Below are 23236 nucleotides of genomic sequence, written 5' to 3' on the forward strand. Positions count from 1 at the left end.
AACGGCCCGGCATCACGTTCAGGCGGTACCGCCGACCGTCAGGCCTTCCATCCGCACCGTCGGCATTCCAACGCCCACCGGCACGCTCTGGCCATCCTTGCCGCAGGTGCCCACACCCGAATCCAGCTGCAAATCGTTGCCGATCATCGTGACGCGGGTCATGGCATCGGGACCATTGCCGATCAGGGTGGCGCCCTTGACCGGGTAGGTCACCTTGCCGTCTTCGATCATGTAGGCCTCGGAGGCCGAGAACACGAATTTGCCGCTGGTGATGTCGACCTGGCCGCCGCCGAAATTCACCGCATACAGTCCGCGCTTGACGGACGACACGATTTCCTCGGCAGGCTTGTCGCCGGCCAGCATGTAGGTATTGGTCATGCGCGGCATGGGCAGATGCGCGAAGGATTCGCGGCGTCCGTTGCCGGTGGCGGCCGTTTTCATCAGGCGGGCATTCAAGGTGTCTTGCATGTAGCCACGCAGGATGCCGTCTTCGATGAGCACGTTGCGCTGGGTGGCATTGCCTTCGTCGTCGATATTGAGCGAGCCGCGGCGATCGGGCAAGGTGCCGTCATCCACCACCGTCACGCCCTTGGACGCGACCCGCTCGCCGATGCGGCCCGAGAACACGCTGGAACCCTTGCGGTTGAAATCGCCTTCCAGACCGTGGCCCACGGCTTCGTGCAGCAGAATGCCCGGCCAGCCCGACCCCAGCACCACGGTCATTTCCCCGGCCGGCGCAGGGCGCGCTTCCAGGTTCACCATGGCTTCATGCACGGCGCGTTCAACGTAGCCTTGCAACATTTCGTCGGTGAAGTAGGCCAGGCCCAGGCGTCCGCCGCCTCCGGCATGACCCATTTCGCGGCGGCCATTGCGTTCTGCGATCACGGTCAGCGACAAACGCACCAAAGGGCGCACGTCGGCAGCCAAGCGGCCGTCGCTGCCGGCGACCAGCACCACGTCGTATTCGGCGCCCAGCCCCGCCATCACCTGAATGACGTGGGGGTCGCGCGCACGCGCCATGCGTTCGATGCGCTCGAGCAGTGCAACCTTTTCCGGAGCGCTAAGGGTCGCCACCGGGTCGATGTCCGCATACAGGCTGCGGCCCATCTCGGCCTCGACCTGAGCCGCCACCTTGACCTTGCCCGCGCCGCGGCGCGCAATGCCGCGCACCGCATGGGCGGACGACAGCAAGGCGTCCGCGGACAACGAATCGGAATACGCGAAAGCCGTTTTCTCGCCGCTGACCGCGCGCACGCCCACGCCCTGGCTGATCGAGAAGCTGCCGGTCTTGACGATGCCCTCTTCCAGGCTCCACCCCTCGCTGCGCGTGTACTGGAAGTACAGATCAGCGTAGTCGACCTTGTGGGTGAAGATTTCACCCAGCGCGCGCGCCATATCCGCTTCGGTCAGGCCCCAAGGGTCCAGCAGCAGCGATTTGGCGGTGGCAAGGGAGGCAATAGCGGGATCAATGATTTTCATAGGCTCTATTCAGGGGGCGCCGGCGCGGCATGGACGCGCGCGCTTGCGTTGACGCTCAAGACCGTATCGTAACGCCGACCAGGGCCTGGCGTCCCGTCCGGCGCCAAAAGAGGCCTGCCGCTAGCTCGGGTGGGCCTCCGGACGGGAAAAAATGGCCGGACATTATTCACATATCAATTAGATGGGGGACGCAATAGTGAGTATCAAGTTAAGCCATTGCGTCCCGAAATTGTTCGGCCACATAACAGTTTCTTTCCTGTTCTTTCCTTCGCGGCAGGTGCCAGGCATTCTTGGCGTACAAGATCGACGAACACAACGGACTCGTCATACAACCTGGAAAATATGCCACCCGAGCGCCCGCTCGGTTCGTTTCCAGCCCATATCATTCTCGAAAAGCAAGAAAGCCAAAATGCATGGCAAAGGCTCAAACACGCTGATAAGGGATGATTTGGTCATCAGATCACGGCATTGAAAGACAGCTGTAAATGTCGCGTTTTAAATCGCAGCAATCCGTGGAACCCGTAGGAATGCCCGCCCGTCCGCCCCCCCGATCAGCCCGTTACATGAAACAAAACCGCTCCCAAATGGCGCTATCGCCCTCCATCCGTCCACCTCATGGCCCATCGGAGCATATGTTTCAGTTTGTCCCAAATTTGAGAATATCCTTCCCAATACTTGCTCCTCTCGGACATCCGCAAGCCCAAAGGCTCTCCGACCCTTTTGATACAAAGTAATTAGTCCGAAAATAGGGAAGTCAAGCCGTAATTTCTGTATTATGCGAAGCACAACAAATAAACATAACTTCGCCGGCGATTAAAGCAGTTCCATAATCAGGAATAAACCATGGCCCGAGAAACATACGCAGCACTGCAAGCAAAGATCGAAAAAGAAATCAACAAGCTCCAGAAGAAGGCCGAAGTCCTTCAGACGAAGCGCCGCAAGCCCGTGATCTCGTCCATCATCACGTCCATGCGTGAATACGACATTACGCCGGAAGAGATCGTCGCCGCCTACGGCGCAGGCAAGCCTGCCCGCGCTGCCACCGGCACGCGACGCAAGGCTGGCGCGGCTGGGCGCCCCGCCACGGCTGCCAAGCGAGCCGTTGCTCCGAAGTATCGCCACCCCCAAACCGGTGAAACCTGGAGCGGTCGCGGCAAAGCCCCGCGATGGCTCGCCGCGGAAGAAGCCGCAGGCGCTACACGCGACAGTTTTCTCATTAAAGAATAAAACCTATCCGGCAGTAAGAAATAAATCGGCGCACCAATTTGGTGCGCCGATTTTATTTACGGAACTCGCTGGAAAGTTCGTCGGACTCAGCGAAGCGGGAATTCAATCTCGCGTTCGGCCCCATTATTTCCGGGGAAATTGTCAAATATTGCGCGAACCAGATAGGGCATTGTCCGCATGAAATCGTCGCCCTGACTCAGTATGAAGGCGCTGGAACGATATACCTCGGCACCGCCCCGCTGCGTATCGCGGATCTTCAAGCTGAGCGTATTGCGCTGCACTGCCATGGGCACATCGACCCAATCCGGTCCCCAGTAACCGTATCCCGGCCCCCACGGACGCGGGCCGTAGTAGCCGCCATATCCATAGCCGCCATAGAAGTACGGATCATAGGGACGGCGCACCATGATCTGGGTCTGGCTGGTCCCGTAAGTGAACAAGACATCGAAGCGGGCCTTGCTTCCCGGCTGCGCCTCGACCAAGCCGGTCGCGCCAATACCCGCGCGCACCATATCCTGATAAGACTGGTATTCCAGATTATTGACCTGGTTGGGATCGGCTGCGACGAATTGATAGGTTTGCCCTTCGACTCCCGTCGGCCACTGCTGAAATGACGTCACCCTGGCAGACACCGAGGGAGCTGCGCATCCCGTCAATGTCAGCACTCCTGCGATGGCCAATAACCCGGCCCAACGGCCTACACTGAACATGGACAACTTGGACATTTGCGACTCCTCTTGCGCGCGACGGCGCAATCATACTGAGCTTTGACAGGCATCACGCCAAAAAGTTTGCCGTAGCCCGCATGCGCCAGCAGCTCGCTACACCACCCACTACAATAGAACCCTCGTTCAACCAGGACTGCAACTCCATGCGCACCGACACGCCCATTACCGTATATCGCAAGGACTACCAGCCCTACCCCTACGACATTCCTGAAGTCGCCCTGGCCTTCGACCTGGCGCCTGACGCCACCGAGGTGCGCTGCACCATGCGCGTGCAACGCAAAGCCGGCGCCAGCGCCGACGCCGCCTTGATCCTGGATGGAGAAGAACTGGAACTCGTGTCGGTAGGCGTCAATGGGGTGGCGCTGGCCGCCGACGGCTATCACCTGTCGGATCACAGCCTGGCAATCTACGGGCTGCCCGCTGACGCCACGGTCGAGATCGTCAGCCGCTGCAATCCGTCCGCCAATTCGACCCTGATGGGCCTGTACGTCTCGGGCGGCAACTTCTTCACGCAATGCGAAGCCGAGGGTTTCCGCCGCATCACGTGGTTCGCCGACCGCCCCGACGTCATGTCCCGCTATCGCGTGACGCTGCGCGCGGCCTCGCAGTATCCGGTGTTGCTGTCCAACGGCAACCTGATGGCTTCCCGCCAGTTGGCGGACGGCCGCAACGAGGTCGAATGGGAAGATCCCTTCCCCAAGCCCTGCTACCTGTTCGCCCTGGTGGCCGGCAACCTGACGCACCGCGAAACCACCGTCAAGACCGCCAGCGGCCGCGACGTGCTGTTGCAGGTCTACAGTGACCCGGGTTCGGAAACCAAGACCGAATGGGCGCTGGATTCGCTGGTGCGCGCGCTGCGCTGGGATGAAACCCGCTTCGGCCTGGAATTGGATCTGGACCGCTTCATGATCGTCGCCGTCCATGACTTCAACATGGGCGCGATGGAGAACAAGGGCCTGAACATCTTCAACGCCGCCTACGTGCTGGCCGACGCCGACACCGCCACGGACGCCAACTACGAAGGCATCGAATCCGTCATCGGACACGAGTACTTCCACAACTGGACGGGCAACCGCGTCACCTGCCGCGACTGGTTCCAACTGAGCCTGAAAGAGGGCCTGACGGTCTTCCGTGACCAGGAATTCAGCGCGGACATGATGGCGCACGGCATGGACGCGACCGCCGCGGCCAGCGCGCGCGCGGTCAAGCGCATCGACGACGTGGTGGCGCTGCGCGCCGCTCAATTCCCCGAAGATGCCGGCCCGATGGCTCACCCCATCCGCCCGGAAAGCTACCAGGAGATCGGCAACTTCTACACGGCCACCGTGTACGAGAAAGGCGCCGAAGTCATCCGCATGCAGCACACGCTGCTGGGCGAGGAAGGCTTCCGTGCCGGCATGGACGAGTACTTCCGCCGCCACGACGGCCAGGCCGTGACCTGCGACGACTTCGTTGCCGCCATGGAGTCCGTCTACGTGCGCCAGCACCCGGGGCGCGACCTGTCGGTGTTCCGCCGTTGGTATCGTCAAGCTGGCACGCCGCGCGTCGCGGTCAAGCTGGAGCACGACGCCGCCACGCGCCGCTGCACGATCACGCTGACCCAGGATTGCCAGCCGGTGGGCGTTGAAAGAAAGGCTGGCGCCGACTACGTCAAGGCGCCGTACCATATTCCATTCGCCCTTGGTCTGCTGGACCGTGACGGCCGCGCCCTGCCCTTGCGCCATGACGGCGCCATCAAGGACACCGCCTTGCTGGAGCTGACGACGCAAAGCCAACAATGGGTATTCGACGATATCGCCGACCTGCCCGTGCCGTCGCTGTTGCGTGATTTCTCCGCCCCCGTCATCGTGGACTACGACTGGACGGACGAGGAACTGGCCCTGCTGTCCGCGCACGACGGCAATCCGTTCGCGCGCTGGGAAGCTGGCCAGGAATTGGCCACACGCCAGATCCTGGCGCTGGCCGAAGCCCGTCAGGCCGGCCGCACGCTGCACGCGGACGCCGCTTTCATCGACACGTGGCGAGCCCTGCTGACCGATCCAGCCATCGACGCCGCCTACCGCGCCCGTGCGCTGGCGCTGCCGTCCGAGAAGACCCTGGCCGAGCGCATGCAGGCCGTGGATCCGCCCGCGCTGGCCGTGGCGCGCGACTTCCTGCGCGCTGAGCTCGGCCGCCAGCTTGCCGCCGAATTCCGCCACGCATTCGAGCAGAATCAGACGCCGGGCGATTACAGCCCTGCCCCAGTGCCTGCCGGCATGCGCGCGCTGAAGAACCTGGCGCTAAGCCATCTGCTGGCTGCCGGCGAACACGACGCCCAGCGTCTGGCCGAACAGCAGTACGAACGCGCCGGCAACATGACCGACAGCATGGCCGCGCTATCGGCGCTGATCAACTACGGCCAGGGCGATTTCCCGCAGCAAGCGCTGGCCGCGTTCTACGACAAGTGGCGCGACAACCCGCTGGTGGTGGACAAATGGTTCGCCCTGCAAGCGGCCGCCCGCTCGACCACCGTGCAGACCGCGCGCGAGCTGATGACTCACCCGGCGTTCACGTTGCGCAACCCGAATCGGGCACGCGCCCTGATTTTCCAGTTCTGCCTGAACAACGCCCGCGGCATGCACCATCCGGATGGCACGGGCTATGCCTTCTGGGCCGAACAAGTCTTGGCGCTTGATGCGCTGAACCCGGAAATCGCGGCACGCCTGGCACGCGCGCTGGACAATTGGTCGCGCTTCGTGCCGGCCCTGCGCACGCCCATGCAGTCCGCCCTGCAACACGTGCGTGCCCATGAAGGCCTGTCACGCAACGTGCAGGAAATCGTATCCAAGGCGTTAGAATTCGCAGCATAGGGAGACCTTTTTTGAAACGTAAAACACTGACTCAATACCTGGTGGAGCAGCAACGCTCCGCCCAAGCCCTTGCACCGGAAGTACGACTGCTCATCGAAGTGGTCGCGCGCGCCTGCAAGGCCATCAGTCACGCTGTCAGCAAGGGGGCCTTGGGCGGCGTCCTGGGCAGCCTGGAAAGCGAAAACGTCCAAGGCGAAGTGCAGAAGAAGTTGGACGTGCTGTCCAACGAAATCCTGCTGGAAGCCAATGAATGGGGCGGCCACCTGGCGGCCATGGCCTCGGAAGAGATGGAAACCATCCATCTGATCCCGAACCGCTATCCCAAGGGCGAATACCTGCTGCTGTTCGATCCCCTGGACGGCTCGTCCAACATCGACGTCAACGTGTCGATCGGCACCATCTTCTCGGTGCTCCAGGCCCCGCACAACGTGTCGGGCGCCCCGGTCTGCGAACAGGACTTCCTGCAACCGGGCAACAAGCAGGTCGTGGCGGGTTATGCCGTCTATGGTCCGCAGAGCATGCTGGTGCTGACCATCGGCAATGGCGTGGTGGGCTTCACGCTGGATCGCGAAATGGGTTCTTGGGTGCTGACGCACGAGAACATCCAGGTGCCGGAAGACACCAAGGAATTCGCGATCAACATGTCGAACATGCGTCACTGGGCGCCCCCGGTCAAGCGCTACGTCGACGATTGCCTGGCCGGGTCGACCGGCCCCCTGGGCAAGGACTTCAACATGCGCTGGATCGCCTCGATGGTGGCGGACGTGCATCGCATCCTGACCCGCGGCGGCATCTTCATGTACCCCTGGGACGCCCGTGAACCGGGCAAGGCCGGCAAGCTGCGCCTGATGTACGAAGCCAATCCCATGAGCTTCCTGATCGAGCAAGCCGGCGGCGCATCGATCAACGGCAACCAGCGCATCATGGACATCCAGCCCGACACGCTGCACCAGCGCGTCAGCGTGATCCTGGGCTCGAAGAACGAAGTTGAGCGCGTGGGCCGCTACCACGCAGAAGACGCCGGCAAATAAAACCGCCGTGCATGAGAAAGCCCCGGTTCATCGCTGAACCGGGGCTTTTTTTCGTTCCGCAAGAGGCGGAACCGCGGTCACTTGACCTCTTCAATGGACTTCACATCGTCCTTGTTGATCTGGACCTTCTTGCCGTCCTTATCGTATTCGTACATGCCGGACTTCTTGTCGTAAGACGGCGTGTCGGGCGTCACGGTCGAGGTCCCGTCCCGTTGCTGAATGACCGAGGGCGACGAGCATCCGGCCAGCACCCCAACTCCGGTCACCACCAGGGCCAACGTCATGGTCTTCAGGTTCATGGGCGTGTTCTCCAAGTGTGAATAGGTGAATTCACTGTATCGGGAACCTGGCCCCGAATCCGTGTCGGGTTGTGGTCAAAATGCATGAGAACGTAATCTTGGCGTCCCACATCATGAAAAATAACGGTAAAAAACCCCTCACGGGACAGACCCGGGAGGGGTTCTTGCGCTTACATAAACCGTAAGCAGTTACACCTTCTGGCCCCTAGACCTTGGCGTTTGCCTCGATGAAGCGGCGCACGGCGGATTCGCTGCAATCCATGATTTCCACGCGCTGCGGCAAGGATTCCAGATTGGCCAGATTGCCCGGCGGCGTGGCCGGCCGGCCCAGCGCTTCTTCGATGGTTTCGGAGAATTTCGCAGGCAAGGCGGTTTCCAGCACCAGCATCGGCACGCCCGGCTCGACGAATTCGCGCGCGACCTTCACGCCGTCGGCCGTATGCGGATCGATCAGCACGCCCGTCTCTTCGTACACCGAACGGATGGTTGCCAGACGATCTTCGTGCGAGCTGGCGCCCGACACGAAGCCGTAGCGCGTTTCAAACTCGGGCTTCAGATCGGACAGGTCGAACGAACCGTCCTTGGCCAACGATGCCCACAATGCCTTCACACGCGCGGCATCGCGACCCACCAGGTCGAACACAAAACGTTCAAAGTTCGAGGCACGCGAAATGTCCATCGACGGGCTGGACGTGGCGTAGGTCTGTTCGGCGGGACGCGGGCGATAGACGCCCGTGCGGAAGAACTCTTCCAGCACGTTGTTCTCGTTCGTGGCCAACACCAGGCGCCGCACAGGCAAGCCCATGCTGCGCGCGATATGGCCCGACAGGATATTGCCGAAGTTGCCGGAGGGCACGGCGAACGACACCTGTTGGCCCGGCTTGTCCGTGGCGCGCAGCCAGCCGTGGAAGTAGTACACCACTTGGGCGGCGATGCGTGCCCAGTTGATGGAGTTGACGGCGCCCAGCCGGTACTTCGTCTTGAATTCGAGGTCGCCGGCCAGCGCCTTGACGATGTCCTGGGCTTCGTCGAACACGCCGTGCACGGCGATGTTGTGGATGTTCTCGTCTTGCAGCGAATACATCTGCGCGCGCTGGAAGGCGCTCATGCGGCCATGCGGCGACAGCATGAAGACGGCCACGCCCTGCTTGCCGCGCAGCGCGTATTCCGCGGCTGAACCCGTGTCGCCAGAGGTAGCGCCCACGATGTTCAGCGTGGTGCCACGCTTGGCCAGCACGTACTCGAAGACCTGACCCAAAAACTGCATGGCCATGTCTTTGAAGGCCAGCGTCGGCCCTTCGGACAAGCCCAGCAGCGACAGACCGTTGTCCAGCGGACGCAGCGGGACGATGTCCTCGCTGTTGAAGATTTCCTGCGTGTAGGCGGCGCGAGTCAGGCGACGCAGATCATCGGCGGGAATGTCGGTGGCAAACAGCGACAGCACTTCAAACGCCAGGTCCGCGTAGGACAGGCCGCGCCAGGATTCAAGCGTCTGTTCAGACACCTGGGGCAACTGTTCCGGCATGGCCAGACCGCCGTCAGGCGCCAGGCCTTCCAGCAGGATGTCGGAGAACGCCAGGGCGGCCATGCCGCCGCGAGTCGAGATGTATTTCATAGTGTTTGCTCCACGATGCGCCGCGCTGCCCACAACGGGGCGGCCGCGGAGCCGGCTTTGCCGGTCCGCAGGGGGCGCCCCCTTGAGGGGGAAGCGCCAAACGCGCTGCGGGGGTGGGATCTCATCATGTCAAATTTTCCACGCGCAATCGCGTTACCTTTGACCGCACGAACGGCAAGGACTCGATGCGCTCAATGGCTTGGTTGACGTTGCCTTCCACGGCTTCATGCGTCAGGAAGATGATGTCGGCGCCACCGATGTGCGAGGGCTGCTGGATCATCGACCCGATCGAGATGGAGCGGTCGGCCAGGATGCGAGCGATGTCCGCCAGCACGCCAGGCTGGTCGTCCACGCGCAGGCGCAGGTAGTACGAGGTGCTGACCAGCTCGATCGGCAGGATCGGCGTGTCGGACATGGCATCGGGTTGGAAGGCCAGATGCGGGACGCGGTTACCCGGATCGGCGGTGTGCAGGCGGGTCACGTCGACCAGGTCGGCGACCACGGCCGAGGCAGTGGGCTCTTCGCCCGCGCCCTGCCCGTAGTACAGCGTGGGGCCAACGGCGTCGCCCTTGACCAGCACGGCGTTCATCGCGCCTTCGACATTGGCCAGCAGGCGCTCGGACGGCACCAGCGCGGGATGCACGCGCAGTTCGATGCCGTCGGGACGACGCTTGGTGATGCCCAGCAGCTTGATGCGATAGCCCAGGCGCTCGGCGTGTTCGATGTCTTCGGCGGCCAATTGCGAAATGCCTTCAATGTAGGCACGATCGAACTGCACCGGCACGCCGAAAGCCAGCGAGGCCAGCAAGGTCAGCTTGTGCGCCGCGTCCACGCCTTCCACGTCGAACGTGGGGTCGGCTTCGGCGTAGCCCAGGCGCTGGGCTTCGGCCAGCACGTCGGCGAACGGCAGGCCGCGCGAACGCATTTCGGAAAGGATGAAATTGGTGGTGCCGTTGATGATGCCGGCCACCCACTGGATGCGGTTGGCGGTCAGGCCTTCGCGGATCGCCTTGATGATGGGGATGCCGCCTGCCACCGCAGCCTCGAACGTGACCATCACGCCACGCGCGTAGGCGGCGGCGAAGATCTCGTTGCCATGCTTGGCCAGCAGCGCCTTGTTCGCGGTGACGACGTGCTTGCCGTTGGCGATGGCTTCCATCACCAGTTCAAGCGCCAGCGTATCGCCGCCAATCAGTTCAACGACGATATCGATTTCGGGATCGCGCACCAGGGCGTGCACGTCGGTGTCGACCAGGATCGAATCGCCCACGCGGGCGCGGGCCTTGGCCACGTCGCGCACGGCGGCGCGGGTGACTTCGATGCGGCGGCCGGCACGGCGCGCGATTTCCTCGGCGTTGCGCGACAGCACGGTCCACGTGCCGCCGCCAACCACGCCAAGGCCGAGCAGGCCCACTTTCATGGGGTTCATCGCGCCGCCTTCTGCGGGCGGGCGTTGAGGGGAATTCATTTCAGTTCTCCAAATTGCTGTGCGGTGCCGTGCAGCACTCGCGACGCAAAAAACGGTTGCCGCCCTATCGGGATGCCGCGGATCCGGCTCCGCTGGTCCGCAGGCATGCCCCCTTAAGGGGGAAGCGTGCAGCGCTGCGGGGGTGGGTTCCCTTCATTTCAGCAATCCGTCCTTGCGGAACATATCTTTGATGCCGCGCACCGCTTGCCGGGTGCGTTGCTCGTTTTCGATAAGAGCGAAGCGCACATATTCGTCGCCATACTCGCCGAAGCCGATCCCGGGGGACACGGCCACTTTCGCATCCGACAGGACACGCTTGGCAAATTCCAAAGAGCCCATTGCCCGGTAGGGTTCGGGGATCTGCGCCCAGATGTACATGGACGCCTTGGGAATTTCCACATTCCAACCTGCCTCATGCAGGCCGCGCACGAGCACGTCGCGGCGGCTTTGGTACTGTGCCACGATCTCGTTCACGCAATCCTGCGGGCCGTCCAGGGCGGCAATGGCCGCCACCTGGATGGGCGTGAACGTACCGTAGTCGTGATAGCTCTTGATGCGCGCCAGCGCATTGACCAGATCGCGGTTGCCGACCATGTAGCCGATGCGCCAGCCCGCCATGTTGTAGCTCTTGCTCATCGTGAAGAACTCAACGGCAACATCGCGCGCGCCGGGTACCTGCATGATGGAAGGCGCCACGTAGCCGTCGAAGGTGATGTCGGCGTAGGCCAGGTCATGCACGACCAGAATGTCGTGTTCCTTGGCCAGCGCCACCACACGCTCGAAGAACGACAGGTCCACGCACTGGGCGGTCGGGTTGCTGGGAAAGCCCAGCACCATCATTTTGGGCTTCGGGATGGACTCGCGCACGGCGCGTTCCAGTTCCTCGAAGAAGTCCACGCCCGGCGTCATGCGCACCGAACGGATGTTGGCGCCGGCGATGACGGCGCCGTAGATGTGAATCGGGTAGCTGGGGTTGGGCACCAGCACCGTGTCACCGCGGTCCAGCGTGGCCAGCATCAAGTGGGCCAGGCCTTCTTTGGAGCCGATGGTGACGATGGCTTCGGAATCCGGGTCGAACTCGACCGCATAGCGGCGCTGATACCAATCACAGATGGCCTTGCGCAGACGCGGGATGCCCTTGGACACCGAGTAGCCGTGGGTGGTCGGACGCGAAGTGGCTTCCACCATTTTCTCGACGATGTGCCTGGGCGTCGCGCCGTCCGGATTCCCCATCGACATGTCGATGATGTCCTCGCCCCGCCGACGGGCCGCCATCTTGAGTTCGCCGGTAATGTTGAAAACGTACGGAGGCAAACGCTCAATGCGAGAGAACTTCCTCATGGTGGGAATCCTTAGGGACAAAAAGGGGCAACGAAAACCAGGGCGTGGGCGCGCGAGGGGAAAAGGGGCTCAAAGCCGCGCCAGCTCACGTTTGCAGCGCAGCAAAACCCTGTAATCTAGCGCAAGGACGCCTAGGCGGCAAATGGGGCGGAAAAACCCCCATTCGCCGAGTGGACACAGTGCAACATCTGTACATCCTGATGCGCTATTATCAAGCCACAAAGCCGGAGTTTTTATTGAAGCTGCATACCGATCCTGCGACGGCCGCTCTGAACACTGTCACCGCTTACGGTGAGGGTTATATCGAGGTCAACCAGGTACGTTTTTCCTCCTCGGTGGCGTTTGGCCCCGAAGGCGAAGTTACCGAATGGCCCGTTGAGTCGCCGGCCGACATCACCTCTTCCCTGTTGCATCAGGCGGCCGGCCTATCCGAGCCCGTCCGTGACCCCATGGCATTCCTGGATGAACCAGAAGCCGCCCCCAGCCGCCCGGCCAATGCGCCCGAAGTGCTGCTGGTTGGCACGGGCGCCCGGCAACAGTTCCTGCGTCCCGAAGTGTTACGTCCCCTGTTGGCCATTGGCATCGGGGTCGAGATCATGGACACGCACGCCGCCTCTCGCACTTACAACATCCTGATGGCGGAGGGCCGCCGCGTTGTCGTCGCCCTCATCCCCCCCAACGGAGAATCCAAGAAATGACGCCCAGTATCGGCAAGCCGGCCCCGCTGTTCACCGCTGAAAGCACCATTGGTCAGATCAGCCTTGAACAATGCCAGGGCCGCGCCGTGATCCTGTACTTCTATCCCAAGGACAACACGCCTGGCTGCACCACCGAAAGCCAGGACTTCCGCGACCTGAACGCCGAGTTCCTGGCGGCCAGTGCCGTGGTCATCGGGATCTCGCGCGATTCGTTGAAGTCGCATGAGAACTTCAAGGCCAAGTACGAACTTCCTTTCCCTCTCATCTCCGACACCGACGAAACCGTGTGCAATCTGTTCGGTGTCATCAAGCAGAAGAATATGTATGGCAAGCAGGTGCGCGGCATTGAGCGCAGCACCTTTTTGATCGATGCCTATGGGGTGCTTGTGCAGGAGTGGCGCGGGGTGAAGGTCCCGGGTCACGCCAAGGAAGTCCTGCAGGCCGCAAAAAGTATCGGTTAGCCGTACAGGAACACCCGTCAGGCGCTATTTGCCGGCCCCCACTGGAGAGTGACGCATATGCCGCTTCCGAAGTTGCCTACCCGCCCCGCAGCCATCCTGACCTTCCCCTCGGGCGAACCCGCCCGAGCGCAGGCCCGCACCACCAAGACTGCCGCTGCGCGGTCCAACACCCAAGCCGTACTGGCCGACGACGACGAGGACGAACTGCTCGTCCAGCCTGAACTCGACGGCATGGCGTCCCCGGCACGCAAGGCGCAGATTCCCGCGCCCGCCCGCCAGGTGCCGCCGCCACCTCCCGCCGCCGTCCCGGCCGCCCGCCCGGAAGCGCGCGCGGCCAAACCCGCCCAGACCTCATCCAAACGCAGCAAACCGCGCGCCCAGAACGCGCCGCGCAAGCTGTTCGTCCTGGACACCAACGTGCTGCTGCACGATCCCAGTTCGCTGTTCCGCTTCGAGGAACACGACATCTTCCTGCCGATGATGACGCTGGAAGAACTGGATCACCAGAAGAAAGGCATGTCGGAAGTGGCGCGCAACGCACGCCAGGTCAGCCGGTCCCTGGATGCGCTGGTGCAGGACGCCACGCAGCTGGACGAAGGACTGGAACTGGCCAAGCTGGGCAACAAGGACGCCACCGGGCGCCTGATGTTCCAGACGACCGCCATCCACAGCACCCTGCCGTCCGACCTGCCCATGGGCAAGGCCGACAATCAGATCCTGGGCGTCGTCCGGGCCTTGCAGGAAAAGTACGCACAGCGTGAAGTCGTGCTGGTGTCGAAAGACATCAACATGCGATTGAAGGCGCGCGCGCTCGGCATGGCCGCGGAAGACTACTTCAACGACCATGTCCTGGAAGACTCGGACCTGATGTATTCGGGCGTGATGCAGTTGCCCGAAGACTTCTGGAACAAGCACGGCAAGGATGTCGAGTCCTGGCAACAAGGCGGCACCACCTTCTACCGCATCCACGGGCCGCTGTGTTCGCAGTTCGTGGTCAACCAGTTCGTCTACTTTGAAGGCCAGATGCCGCTGTACGCGCAAGTGCGCGAAGTCAGCGGCAAGATGGCAGTGCTGGCGACCTTGCGCGACTACACCCACGGCAAGAACAATGTCTGGGGCATCACGGCGCGCAACCGCGAACAGAACTTCGCCATGAACCTGCTGATGAACCCGGAATGCGACTTCGTGTCGTTGCTGGGTCAGGCAGGCACCGGCAAGACGCTGCTGGCACTGGCCGCGGGCATCACGCAGGTACTGGAGACCAAGCGCTACACCGAGATCATCATGACCCGCGTCACGGTGCCCGTCGGTGAAGACATCGGTTTCCTGCCCGGCACGGAAGAAGAGAAGATGCTGCCGTGGATGGGGGCGCTGGAAGACAACCTGGACGTGCTCAACATGGGCGAAGGCGAAGGCAACGGGGACTGGGGGCGTGCCGCCACCATGGACCTGATCCGTTCGCGCATCAAGGTCAAGTCATTGAACTTCATGCGCGGCCGCACGTTCCTGAACAAGTACCTGATCATCGACGAAGCGCAGAACCTGACGCCCAAGCAGATGAAGACGCTGGTGACCCGCGCGGGTCCCGGCACCAAGGTGATCTGCCTGGGCAACGTTGCCCAGATCGATACGCCGTATCTGACCGAAGGCAGCTCGGGCCTGACATTCGTCGTGGACCGCTTCAAGGGCTGGCCGCATTCGGGCCACGTCACGCTGCAACGCGGCGAGCGTTCCCGTCTGGCCGACTACGCGGGAGATGTGCTGTAGGATGGGTGTAGCGCGAGACGTTCGCCCCGGCAACGGAACCGCGCCGCGCGCGTAACCCATCGTCTGCGCAAGAAAAAGCGCCTGGCTTTGACAGCCAGGCGCTTTTTTTCTTTCTGCACATGATGGGTTGCGCGCGCTTGATTTCCGGGATCTACCGCAGACAATCTCGCGCTACACCCATCCTACGCAACGCCGGCGATTATTTGTCGGCGGCGTTGGTGATGGCATTGCCGGCCCGGGACATATCCTTGCCCATGCCCGCGACGGTATTGCAACCGGCGAGCACGAACCCGAACACGACGAAGGCGGTCAGCACAATCTTGCCACGCATGCTGTGACTCCTGAACGATGAAAACGAAACGGCTGCTGTGGACTCAGGCGATCTGCACGCGCAGTTCGCCCAGGCCTTCGACGCCGCCCGTGATCACATCACCTTGCACCACGGCGCCCACGCCTTCGGGGGTGCCCGTGAAGATGATGTCGCCCGGCTGCAATTCAAACAGGCCCGACAAGTACGAGATGCTTTCCGGAATATTCCACAGCATCTGCGAGATGTCGCTGGACTGCTTGCGCTGACCATTCACATCCAGCCAGATGGCGCCCTTGTCCAGCGTTCCCACGACGCTGCGCGGGTGGATCGGGCCCATCGGCGCGGACTCGTCGAACGCCTTGCCGATTTCCCAGGGACGGCCTTGCTTCTTCATTTCGCCTTGCAGGTCGCGGCGGGTCATGTCCAGGCCCAGCGCATAGCCCCACACGCATTCATTGGCCTCTTCGACCGGAATATCGCGGCCGCCCTTGCCCAGCACGACCACGAGTTCCATCTCGTAGTGCAGGTTGGAGGTCTTGGGCGGATAGGCCATCTTGCCGGTTTCACCGTCGGCCACGCTGAGCACGGCATCGGCCGGCTTGCAGAAGAAGAACGGATCTTCACGACCGGTGAAACCCATTTCCTTGGCGTGTTCGGCGTAATTGCGGCCGACGCAGTACACACGGCGCACCGGGAACAGCGCGGCGCTGCCGGCCACGGGAACCGCGACGGGCGGCTGGGGAGGTAGAACGTAGTCCATGAGCTATCAACCTATGACAAATACGTAAGGCGGGCAGGTTTATCTTCGGGCGGCCCGAATATCAAAAATCATCCGCGAGTTTATCCCTTTCCCGGGTGCAAAGCGCGGCCTGCATACGTTCAGGAAAACGTAGGGATATCCCCATCAAACACCACCAGGCGCTCAATGAAATCCGCCATGTAGGCCTTCATCTCCTGGTGCGCCGGGGACACCTGATAACGGTCATGCGCGGGGCCGTCCGCGAAGGCGGCGACCACGGCATGGGTCAGGCCGTCTGACCGGGCGGCCTGATTGGGCCGGAACGCATACCCCGCCACCCCCTCGCATTCCGCCAGAATCCGGTCGCAGTACCCCTGGACCCGATCATGGAACCGCGCATCGGCGGCGGCCGACAGTTGCAACATCACGACATGCAGAAACATCAGGACTCCTTTTTCACTCGGGTCGCGGCAAGCCAGATGCGCGACACCAACCCCATGATGCCGTCACGCAACAGCAGCACGCACAAGACGAAGATCGCGCCCTGGACGATCAGTACCCAGGATCCCAGCGGCGCCAGATAATTCTGCAACGACACGAAGGTGAGGGCCCCGGCAAGCGGGCCGAACACCGTGCCAATGCCGCCCAGCAGCGCCATCAGCACCACCTCGCCATTGGCGTGCCAATGCACGTCCGTCAACGAAGCCACGCCGAAGACCAGCACCTTCAATCCGCCCGCCAGTCCGGCCACGGACGCCGACAGCGTGAACGCGATCAGTTTGTAACGGGACGTGGAATAGCCCAGCGACCGGGCGCGCTGCTCGTTGTCGCGCACGGAGCGGATGACCTCGCCAAACGGCGAGTTCAGCACCCGCAGGACGAAGGCGTAGCCCAACGCGAATACCGCCAGCGTGAAGTAGTACATCGGCATCACGTTTTCCAGGTCGAACAGGCCGAACAGCTTGCCGCGCGGCACGCTTTGCAGACCGTCCTCGCCCCCCGTGAAACCCACCTGCACCGCAATGAAGTAGACCAGTTGCGATAGCGCCAGCGTGATCATCGCGAAATAGATGCCTTGGCGTCGGATGGCAATGGCGCCGAACAACAAGCCCAACAGTCCCCCCGTCAGCACGCCGGCCAACAGACCCAGTTCCGGCGTGGCGCCGAACAGTTTCATGACGATGCCGGTGGCGTAGGCCGCCGCGCCGAAGAACGCCGCATGGCCGAACGACAATAGCCCCACATACCCCACCAGCAGATTGAACGCCGCCGCGAACAAGGCAAAGCACAACACCTTCATCAGGAACGTCGGATAGACGAACCACGGCGCGACCAACGCCACCACGGCCAGCACCGCCATCGCCACGCGCATCGCACGCCGGCTCAGTTGCACGGGTTGGCGCGTGGCCTCCGCGGCCAGCACGTTCTGCACCTGCAACGGCTTGCCAAACAGCCCTGCCGGCTTGCACAGCAACACCAGCACCATGATGATGAAGATCGCCAGGTTGGCAGCCTCGGGATAGAACACTTTGGTCAGGCCTTCGATGATGCCCAGCCCGAAGCCGCTAAGGATGGCGCCCATGATCGAGCCCATGCCACCGATCACCACCACCGCGAACACCACCACCACCAGGTTCGATCCCATCATCGGACTGACCTGATAGATGGGGGCCGCGATCACGCCCGCAACCGAGGCCAGCGCCACGCCCAGCGCGTAAGTCAGGGTGATCAGCAGCGGCACGTTGATCCCGAACGAGCGCACGATCGTGGGGTTTTCCGTGGCCGCGCGCAACATTGCGCCTACCCGCGTTTTCTCGATCAGCACCCAGACGGCCAGGCACAGCACCAGTGACACCACCACAGCCCAGCCGCGATACCAGGGCAGGAACATGAAGCCCAGGTTGATGCCGCCGGTCAGCGCCTTCGGGATCGTGTACGGCAAGCCCGACACGCCATAGGCTTGGCGCAAGCCGCCTTCGATCAGCAGCGCAATACCGAAGGTCAGCAACAGACCGTACAGGTGATCCATGCGGTAGGTGCGAGAGATCAACAGGCGCTCGACCACGATGGCGAAGACCGCCATGATGAGCGGCACCAGCACCAGCGCGGCCCAGTAATTCACGCCCAGGTAATTCAGCAGCATCCAGGCCAGGAAGGCCCCTGCCGTGTACTGCGCGCCATGGGCGAAGTTGATGATGTTCAACAAGCCGAAGATCACCGCCAGGCCGATCGAGAGCAAGGCGTAGAAAGAGCCGTTGATCAAGCCAAGCAGAAGCTGGCCGAATAGTGCCGAGGACGGCACACCGAAAATTTCGAACACAGGCATTCTCCTCTCAGACGCCCAGGCGGCGCGCGATCCGGGCGGGATCGCGGCGCGCGTCCTCCGCCGACAGTTGGTCAACCACGCAGCCATGCTCCATGACGTAATGGCGGTCGGCCACCTTGGTCGCGAAGCGGAAGTTCTGTTCGACCAGGACGATGGTGAAGCCACGCTCCTTCAGGGTGCGGATGGCCTGACCGATCTGCTGCACGATGACAGGCGCCAGCCCTTCGGTCGGTTCATCCAGCAAGATCAGTTGGGCGCCCGTGCGCAGGATGCGCGCGATGGCCAGCATCTGCTGTTCACCGCCCGACAGGTTGCCGCCCGAGCTGGCACTGCGTTCGCGCAGGTTGGGAAACAGCGTGTAGATCTCGTCCAACGACATGCCGCCTGGCGCCAGGCGCGGCGGCAGCATCAGGTTCTCGGTCACGCTCAGGCTGCGGAACACCGCGCGCTCTTCCGGGCAATACACCACGCCCAGGCGTGGAATGCGGTGCGGCGCCATGCCCACGGTTTCCTTGCCGTTCAGGCGGATGGAACCGCGCCGCTTGTCCAGGATGCCCATGATGGCGCGCAGGGTCGTCGTCTTGCCCGCGCCGTTGCGGCCAAGAATGGTGACGAGTTCGCCGCGGTTCACATCGATATCCACGCCATGCAGCACATGCGATTCGCCATACCAGGCATTGAGGTCTTTGATTGCCAGCATCTCAGTGCGCCTCCTCGTCCGAACCCATATAGGCGGTGATGACCCGTTCATCGCGCGAGACGGCCGCATAGTCGCCCTGCGCCAGCACCGCGCCACGCGCCAACACGGTGATGGTGTCGGACAAATCCGCCACCACCGACAGGTTGTGCTCCACCATCAGGATGCTTCGGTTCACCGACACCCGCCGGATCAGCGCGGCAATGCGGGCCACGTCTTCCTGGCCCAAGCCCGCCATGGGCTCGTCCAGCAGCATGATCTCGGGCTCCAGCGCCAGGGTCATGGCGATTTCCAGGGCGCGCTTGCGGCCGTACGGCAGCAGCGCAGCGGTGGTGTCGGCCATCGCCGCCAAGCCGACGGCGTCCAGCAGTTCCATCGCACGCCCGTTCAGGCGGTCGACGCTGCGCCGGCTGCGCCAGAACCGCAGGCCATCGCCATGCTGGCGCATGAGGGCCACGCGCATGTTCTGCAACACGGTCAGCCCAAGAAAAACGGCGGATATCTGGAACGAGCGGACAATGCCCAAGCGCGCAATCTGTTCCGGCGCCAGCGCCGTGATGTCTCGTCCCCGATAGTGAATGACGCCGGCATCCGGCGTCAGGAATTTGGTCAGCAGATTGAAGCAGGTGGTCTTGCCGGCGCCGTTGGGGCCGATCAGTGCGTGGATGGAGCCTTCTTGCAGGGCCAGGGTCACGCCGTCGACGGCATTGAAGCCACCGAACCGCTTGACCAGCCCCTGCGCGGACAGAACCGCTTGGGTGCTCATGGCGGCGCTCCTACATGCGGGCCAACAGGCCGCCGTCGATCGCCAGGACATGCCCGTTGACGAACGACGCGCCTGGCGACGCCAGATAAACCACCGCGGGCGCAATGTCTTCCGGCGCGGCCCAACGCCCGGTCGGCACGGCGGTGGACAGGAATGACTGGAACTGCGGATTGTCCTGCAACCCTTGGGTGAAGTCCGTGCGCACGAAGCCCGGCGCAAGCGCGTTGCAGGTGATGCCACTGGCGCCGTATTCCACGGCCAATGCCCGCGTGAACGCCGCGATGGCGCCCTTGGCGGTCGCGTAGGCGGCGATGTTCGGCATGGTGGCCTGCCCCGCCACGGACGACATCAGGACGATGCGGCCGAAACCGCGCTTGCCCATCCCGGGCAGGACGGCGCGAGCGCAATGGAACGCACCGTTGACATGGACGTTCTGCAAGGCCTGCCACTCGGCCGGCGTCATCTCGACGACCGCCTTGCGGTTCTGGTTGCCGGCATTGCTGACCAGCACATCGATGGCCAGGCCATCGGCCTCCAGCTGGGCAACCGCCGCCGCCACCGCCGCGCCGTCGGCCACGTCGAACGGCGCGGCGTGCGCCTGGATGCCGTCATCGCCCAAGCGCGCGCAAGCGGCTTCGCAAGCGGCCTGCGACAGGTCATTGATCACTACCTGCGCGCCGGCCATGCCCAGGCCCCGCGCAATGGCAAAGCCCAACCCCCTGGCTGCCCCCGTCACGAGCGCGACGCGCCCCGCCAGACCGAACGTCTGGTCCAGATAGTCGTGTTTCAAGCTTGTCTCCTTGTCTTATATGCACCGGATCTCTGGGTCCGGCCTGTGTCGCCCTTGCTTTGTTGATGCAAAAACAAAGTTGACATCAGTCTCAATATACGCGACTATTTTTAAACACTCAATAACAAGATTTTTGCTTTATCTTCAATAACGAGTTACGGCTAGGAGACAATCATGGCCCTCGAAACCCCCGGCTGCCCTGCGGCCAATGCGCTGCCGCCGCTGGCATCGCGCTTCTTGAAAGTCGCTGATTTGCCCTGGAAACCCACCCAGGTGGAAGGCATCGAGATGAAGGTGCTGATGCAGGACAAGGAGTCGGGCTTGCTCACCGCCCTGTTCCGCTGGCAGCCCGGCACCGAACTGCCGCTGCATGAGCATGTGGAAGTCGAGCAGACCTTTGTGCTGGAGGGATCCATCGTGGATGCCGAAGGCGAGGTGTGCGCGGGTGATTACGTTTGGCGTCCGCGCGGCAATCAGCATGTGGCGCGCGCGCCCAACGGCGCACTGGTGCTGAGCTTCTTCCTGAAACCCAATCTGTTTATCGACGCCTACGCCGGCCAGACGCTGGAATAGGCCGATAGCCAGAGCGATACCCCGAGCCATCAATACCCCGCATGACCGTCCGACACAGGGCGGCGCGCACAGAACCAAGCCCCCGAGGAGACAACCCCATGAAGACCCGAATCAAGAACAGCCTTGCCGCCTGCGTGCTGGGCACCCTGTCCCTGTCCGCCCAGGCTCAGGTGTCGGACGATGTCGTGAAGATCGGCGTGCTGGGCGACCAGTCCGGCATGATGGCCGACCTGTCCGGCAAGTTCGGCGTGGAAGCGGTCAAGATGGCCGTCGAGGATTTCGGCGGCACCGTGCTGGGCAAGCCCATCGAAGTGATCTCGGCCGACCACCAGAACAAGGTCGACATCGGCGTATCGATTGCCCGCCGCTGGTACGAGAACGACAAGGTGGATCTGATCCTGGACGTGCCCAATTCGGCCATCGCGCTGGCGGTGCAGGACCTGACCCGGCAAATGAAGCGCGTCGTGATCTTCACCAGCGCAGGGTCGGCGGACCTGACGGGCAAAGCCTGCTCGCCCAACGGCATGCACTGGACCTACGACACCTATGCCTACGCCACCGGCGTGGCCAACGGCGTGATGGAGGACGGCGGAAAAAGCTGGTTCTTCATCACCTCCGACTACGCCTTCGGCCATTCGCTGGAACGTGACGCGATGGCGGTGGTGAAGGCCAAGGGCGGGACGGTGGTCGGCAGCGTGCGTCATCCGATCGCCAGTTCGGACTTCTCGTCTTTCCTGTTGCAGGCGCAAGCCTCCAAGGCACAGGTGATCGGCCTGGCCAACGGCAGCGGCGACACAATCAACAGCATCAAGCAGGCGTTTGAATTCGGCATCATGGGCAGCAAGCAGCGCGTCGCCGCGCTCTTCATGAGCATCGTGGACGTGCGCAGCGTCGGGCTGGAATATGCGCAGGGCTTGAACCTGGTCGAGCCCTTCTACTGGGATCAGGACGACAAGGCACGTCAGTGGTCTGAACGCTACTTCAAGCGCACCGGCCGCATGCCGTCGATGGTGCAGGCCAGCAATTACAGTGCCGCCATGCACTATCTGAACGCCGTCAAGGCCGCCGGCACCGACGGCTCCGAAGCCGTGCTCAAGAAGATGCACGAGACCCCGATCAATGACTTCATGACCGAAAACGGCCGCATCCGCGAAGATGGCCGCGTCATGCGCGATCTGTATCTGTTCCAGGTCAAGAAGCCTTCCGAGTCCAAGCGCGATTGGGACTACTACAACCTGGTGCGCAAGATCCCTGCCGAACAAGCCTTCCGCCCGCTGAAGGACGGCGGCTGCTCACTGGTGAAGTCGTGATGGGCGGCGCGCTTGGCCTGCTGGCCGGCAAGCGTGCCGTTGTCACGGGGGGCGCCAACCCCCGTGGCATCGGCGCGGCCGTCGTTGACCTGTTCCTGGCGCAAGGCGCCAGCGTCGCGGTCCTGGATCACGCCTACCCCGATGACGCAGGCATCGAGCTTGCGCGGGGCCGCCTGGACTTGCATTGCGACGTGTCGCAGACCGCATCCTGCGAGGCCGCCCTGGGGCGCGCGGCGCAGGCCATGGGCGGCATCGATATCCTGGTCAACAACGCGGGGATCGTCGCCGCCACCCGCATCGGGGACTTGGCCGAAGACGAATTCCGCCGCATGATCGAGGTGAACCTGACCGGCACCTACAACGTCACGCACGCGGCGCTGCCGGCCTTGTTGGCCAGCAAGCAAGGGCCGGCCATCGTGAACCTGGGTTCCACGGCCGCCTTGCGCGGCGGCGGACTGCTTGGCGGATCGCACTACGCCGCGTCCAAGGGCGGGGTCATCAGTTTCACCAAAGCGCTGGCGCGTGAACTGGGACCACAGGGCGTGCGCGCCAACTGCGTGGCGCCGGGCATTATCGAAACCGATATGACACTTGGCAAATTCGGCGAAAATTGGGAACAACAACTCAAACAGGGCATTCCGCTGCAACGCTTCGGCTCGCCCGCCGACGTCGCGAAAGCCATTTTATTCCTGGCTTCGGACCTGTCCTCTTATTCAACCGGCATCGTGGTCGACGTCAATGGCGGCTTCCACATTCACTAGG

General features: G+C 62.8%; 22 protein-coding genes. 9 read left to right on the plus strand and 13 right to left on the minus strand.

Going from position 1 to position 23236, the window contains the following annotated elements; translation table 11 throughout:
- Positions 1-18: 18 nt before the first annotated feature.
- Positions 19-1479 (minus strand): metalloprotease TldD, encoded by a 1461-nt coding sequence (gene tldD, locus HV753_RS27330; RefSeq protein WP_175177709.1) that lies wholly within the window; start codon positions 1477-1479, stop codon positions 19-21.
- Positions 1480-2322: 843 nt separating this feature from the next.
- Between tldD and HV753_RS27335 the strand changes: the two genes are divergently transcribed.
- Entirely contained in the window at positions 2323-2706 is a 384-nt protein-coding gene (locus tag HV753_RS27335; protein ID WP_175177710.1) for an H-NS histone family protein, read from the plus strand.
- An 86-nt stretch (positions 2707-2792) separates the two neighbouring features.
- Here the strand turns inward: HV753_RS27335 and HV753_RS27340 are convergent, their stop codons facing one another.
- Positions 2793-3416: a DUF4136 domain-containing protein gene (locus tag HV753_RS27340; RefSeq protein WP_425485944.1), complete on the minus strand. Its 624-nt coding sequence runs from the start codon at positions 3414-3416 to the stop codon at positions 2793-2795.
- A 161-nt stretch (positions 3417-3577) separates the two neighbouring features.
- Between HV753_RS27340 and pepN the strand changes: the two genes are divergently transcribed.
- Both pepN and HV753_RS27350 read left to right on the plus strand, forming a co-directional pair.
- Complete coding sequence (gene pepN, locus HV753_RS27345; RefSeq protein WP_175177712.1) at positions 3578-6283, plus strand: aminopeptidase N; 2706 nt, start codon at positions 3578-3580, stop codon at positions 6281-6283.
- A gap of 11 nt (positions 6284-6294) precedes the next feature.
- Positions 6295-7314, plus strand: a complete 1020-nt coding sequence (locus tag HV753_RS27350; protein WP_175177713.1) for a class 1 fructose-bisphosphatase — start codon at positions 6295-6297, stop codon at positions 7312-7314.
- A 77-nt stretch (positions 7315-7391) separates the two neighbouring features.
- Here the strand turns inward: HV753_RS27350 and HV753_RS27355 are convergent, their stop codons facing one another.
- From HV753_RS27355 to alaC, 4 genes are all read right to left on the minus strand, one after another.
- Entirely contained in the window at positions 7392-7613 is a 222-nt protein-coding gene (locus HV753_RS27355; protein WP_068980158.1) for a YgdI/YgdR family lipoprotein, read from the minus strand.
- Between the two features lie 205 nt (positions 7614-7818).
- Positions 7819-9228, minus strand: a complete 1410-nt coding sequence (gene thrC, locus HV753_RS27360) for a threonine synthase (RefSeq protein WP_175177714.1) — start codon at positions 9226-9228, stop codon at positions 7819-7821.
- A 124-nt stretch (positions 9229-9352) separates the two neighbouring features.
- Complete coding sequence (locus tag HV753_RS27365; RefSeq protein ID WP_175177792.1) at positions 9353-10657, minus strand: homoserine dehydrogenase; 1305 nt, start codon at positions 10655-10657, stop codon at positions 9353-9355.
- Positions 10658-10849: 192 nt separating this feature from the next.
- Positions 10850-12037 (minus strand): alanine transaminase, encoded by a 1188-nt coding sequence (gene alaC, locus HV753_RS27370; RefSeq protein WP_175177715.1) that lies wholly within the window; start codon positions 12035-12037, stop codon positions 10850-10852.
- A 236-nt stretch (positions 12038-12273) separates the two neighbouring features.
- On the opposite strand from alaC, the gene HV753_RS27375 reads away from it, so the two are divergent.
- From HV753_RS27375 to HV753_RS27385, 3 genes are read left to right on the plus strand one after another with little or no spacing between them, the layout of a single operon-like run.
- Positions 12274-12735: an Mth938-like domain-containing protein gene (locus HV753_RS27375; RefSeq protein ID WP_175177793.1), complete on the plus strand. Its 462-nt coding sequence runs from the start codon at positions 12274-12276 to the stop codon at positions 12733-12735.
- Positions 12732-13196 (plus strand): peroxiredoxin, encoded by a 465-nt coding sequence (locus HV753_RS27380; protein WP_175177716.1) that lies wholly within the window; start codon positions 12732-12734, stop codon positions 13194-13196. Before HV753_RS27375 ends, HV753_RS27380 begins: the two co-directional genes overlap by 4 nt.
- Positions 13197-13253: 57 nt before the next feature.
- A complete protein-coding gene (locus HV753_RS27385; RefSeq protein ID WP_175177717.1) occupies positions 13254-14963 on the plus strand; it encodes a PhoH family protein in 1710 nt (569 codons plus the stop codon).
- A gap of 199 nt (positions 14964-15162) precedes the next feature.
- Here the strand turns inward: HV753_RS27385 and HV753_RS27390 are convergent, their stop codons facing one another.
- The 7 genes from HV753_RS27390 to HV753_RS27420 all read right to left on the minus strand — a co-directional run bounded on the left by HV753_RS27390 (position 15163) and on the right by HV753_RS27420 (position 20591).
- The gene (locus tag HV753_RS27390) at positions 15163-15294 is read right to left on the minus strand and encodes an entericidin A/B family lipoprotein (RefSeq protein ID WP_008164311.1); all 132 of its coding nucleotides are present in this window, start codon (positions 15292-15294) and stop codon (positions 15163-15165) included.
- Between the two features lie 43 nt (positions 15295-15337).
- A complete protein-coding gene (locus HV753_RS27395) occupies positions 15338-16033 on the minus strand; it encodes a fumarylacetoacetate hydrolase family protein (protein ID WP_105554848.1) in 696 nt (231 codons plus the stop codon).
- 119 nt (positions 16034-16152) lie between these two features.
- Positions 16153-16455, minus strand: a complete 303-nt coding sequence (locus tag HV753_RS27400) for a Dabb family protein (protein WP_175177718.1) — start codon at positions 16453-16455, stop codon at positions 16153-16155.
- Positions 16455-18332, minus strand: a complete 1878-nt coding sequence (locus HV753_RS27405; protein WP_175177719.1) for an ABC transporter permease — start codon at positions 18330-18332, stop codon at positions 16455-16457. Before HV753_RS27405 ends, HV753_RS27400 begins: the two co-directional genes overlap by 1 nt.
- A gap of 13 nt (positions 18333-18345) precedes the next feature.
- Positions 18346-19038, minus strand: coding sequence for an ABC transporter ATP-binding protein (locus HV753_RS27410; RefSeq protein WP_175177720.1), 693 nt, complete (start codon positions 19036-19038; stop codon positions 18346-18348).
- Position 19039: 1 nt separating this feature from the next.
- Positions 19040-19801, minus strand: coding sequence for an ABC transporter ATP-binding protein (locus HV753_RS27415; protein WP_175177721.1), 762 nt, complete (start codon positions 19799-19801; stop codon positions 19040-19042).
- A 10-nt stretch (positions 19802-19811) separates the two neighbouring features.
- Positions 19812-20591 carry an SDR family NAD(P)-dependent oxidoreductase gene (locus HV753_RS27420; RefSeq protein WP_175177722.1) on the minus strand — a complete coding sequence of 260 codons (780 nt, stop codon included), beginning with the start codon at positions 20589-20591 and terminating at the stop codon, positions 19812-19814.
- 174 nt (positions 20592-20765) lie between these two features.
- Here HV753_RS27420 and HV753_RS27425 point away from each other — a divergent pair, with 174 nt between their 5' ends.
- The 3 genes from HV753_RS27425 (at position 20766) to HV753_RS27435 (ending at position 23235) form a co-directional block, all read left to right on the plus strand.
- Positions 20766-21164 carry a cupin domain-containing protein gene (locus tag HV753_RS27425; RefSeq protein WP_175177723.1) on the plus strand — a complete coding sequence of 133 codons (399 nt, stop codon included), beginning with the start codon at positions 20766-20768 and terminating at the stop codon, positions 21162-21164.
- A 98-nt stretch (positions 21165-21262) separates the two neighbouring features.
- The gene (locus HV753_RS27430) at positions 21263-22474 is read left to right on the plus strand and encodes an ABC transporter substrate-binding protein (RefSeq protein ID WP_175177724.1); all 1212 of its coding nucleotides are present in this window, start codon (positions 21263-21265) and stop codon (positions 22472-22474) included.
- On the plus strand, positions 22474-23235 hold the full coding sequence (locus tag HV753_RS27435; protein ID WP_175177725.1) for an SDR family NAD(P)-dependent oxidoreductase: 762 nt from the start codon (positions 22474-22476) through the stop codon (positions 23233-23235). Before HV753_RS27430 ends, HV753_RS27435 begins: the two co-directional genes overlap by 1 nt.
- The last annotated feature ends 1 nt before the right edge of the window (position 23236 follow it).

This window comes from Achromobacter pestifer (assembly GCF_902859625.1).
In the GTDB taxonomy this organism is placed as follows: Bacteria; Pseudomonadota; Gammaproteobacteria; order Burkholderiales; family Burkholderiaceae_B; genus Achromobacter; species Achromobacter pestifer.

Bases quoted from the DNA above. Each gene is read 5' to 3' on its own strand.
- tldD (WP_175177709.1), bottom strand. From the start codon at position 1,479: ATGAAAATCATTGATCCCGCTATTGCCTCCCTTGCCACCGCCAAATCG.
- HV753_RS27335 (WP_175177710.1), top strand. From the start codon at position 2,323: ATGGCCCGAGAAACATACGCAGCACTGCAAGCAAAGATCGAAAAAGAA.
- HV753_RS27340 (WP_425485944.1), bottom strand. From the start codon at position 3,416: ATGTTCAGTGTAGGCCGTTGGGCCGGGTTATTGGCCATCGCAGGAGTG.
- pepN (WP_175177712.1), top strand. From the start codon at position 3,578: ATGCGCACCGACACGCCCATTACCGTATATCGCAAGGACTACCAGCCC.
- HV753_RS27355 (WP_068980158.1), bottom strand. From the start codon at position 7,613: ATGAACCTGAAGACCATGACGTTGGCCCTGGTGGTGACCGGAGTTGGG.
- thrC (WP_175177714.1), bottom strand. From the start codon at position 9,228: ATGAAATACATCTCGACTCGCGGCGGCATGGCCGCCCTGGCGTTCTCC.
- HV753_RS27365 (WP_175177792.1), bottom strand. From the start codon at position 10,657: ATGAACCCCATGAAAGTGGGCCTGCTCGGCCTTGGCGTGGTTGGCGGC.
- alaC (WP_175177715.1), bottom strand. From the start codon at position 12,037: ATGAGGAAGTTCTCTCGCATTGAGCGTTTGCCTCCGTACGTTTTCAAC.
- HV753_RS27380 (WP_175177716.1), top strand. From the start codon at position 12,732: ATGACGCCCAGTATCGGCAAGCCGGCCCCGCTGTTCACCGCTGAAAGC.
- HV753_RS27385 (WP_175177717.1), top strand. From the start codon at position 13,254: ATGCCGCTTCCGAAGTTGCCTACCCGCCCCGCAGCCATCCTGACCTTC.
- HV753_RS27390 (WP_008164311.1), bottom strand. From the start codon at position 15,294: ATGCGTGGCAAGATTGTGCTGACCGCCTTCGTCGTGTTCGGGTTCGTG.
- HV753_RS27395 (WP_105554848.1), bottom strand. From the start codon at position 16,033: ATGGACTACGTTCTACCTCCCCAGCCGCCCGTCGCGGTTCCCGTGGCC.
- HV753_RS27400 (WP_175177718.1), bottom strand. From the start codon at position 16,455: ATGTTTCTGCATGTCGTGATGTTGCAACTGTCGGCCGCCGCCGATGCG.
- HV753_RS27410 (WP_175177720.1), bottom strand. From the start codon at position 19,038: ATGCTGGCAATCAAAGACCTCAATGCCTGGTATGGCGAATCGCATGTG.
- HV753_RS27415 (WP_175177721.1), bottom strand. From the start codon at position 19,801: ATGAGCACCCAAGCGGTTCTGTCCGCGCAGGGGCTGGTCAAGCGGTTC.
- HV753_RS27425 (WP_175177723.1), top strand. From the start codon at position 20,766: ATGGCCCTCGAAACCCCCGGCTGCCCTGCGGCCAATGCGCTGCCGCCG.
- HV753_RS27430 (WP_175177724.1), top strand. From the start codon at position 21,263: ATGAAGACCCGAATCAAGAACAGCCTTGCCGCCTGCGTGCTGGGCACC.
- HV753_RS27435 (WP_175177725.1), top strand. From the start codon at position 22,474: ATGGGCGGCGCGCTTGGCCTGCTGGCCGGCAAGCGTGCCGTTGTCACG.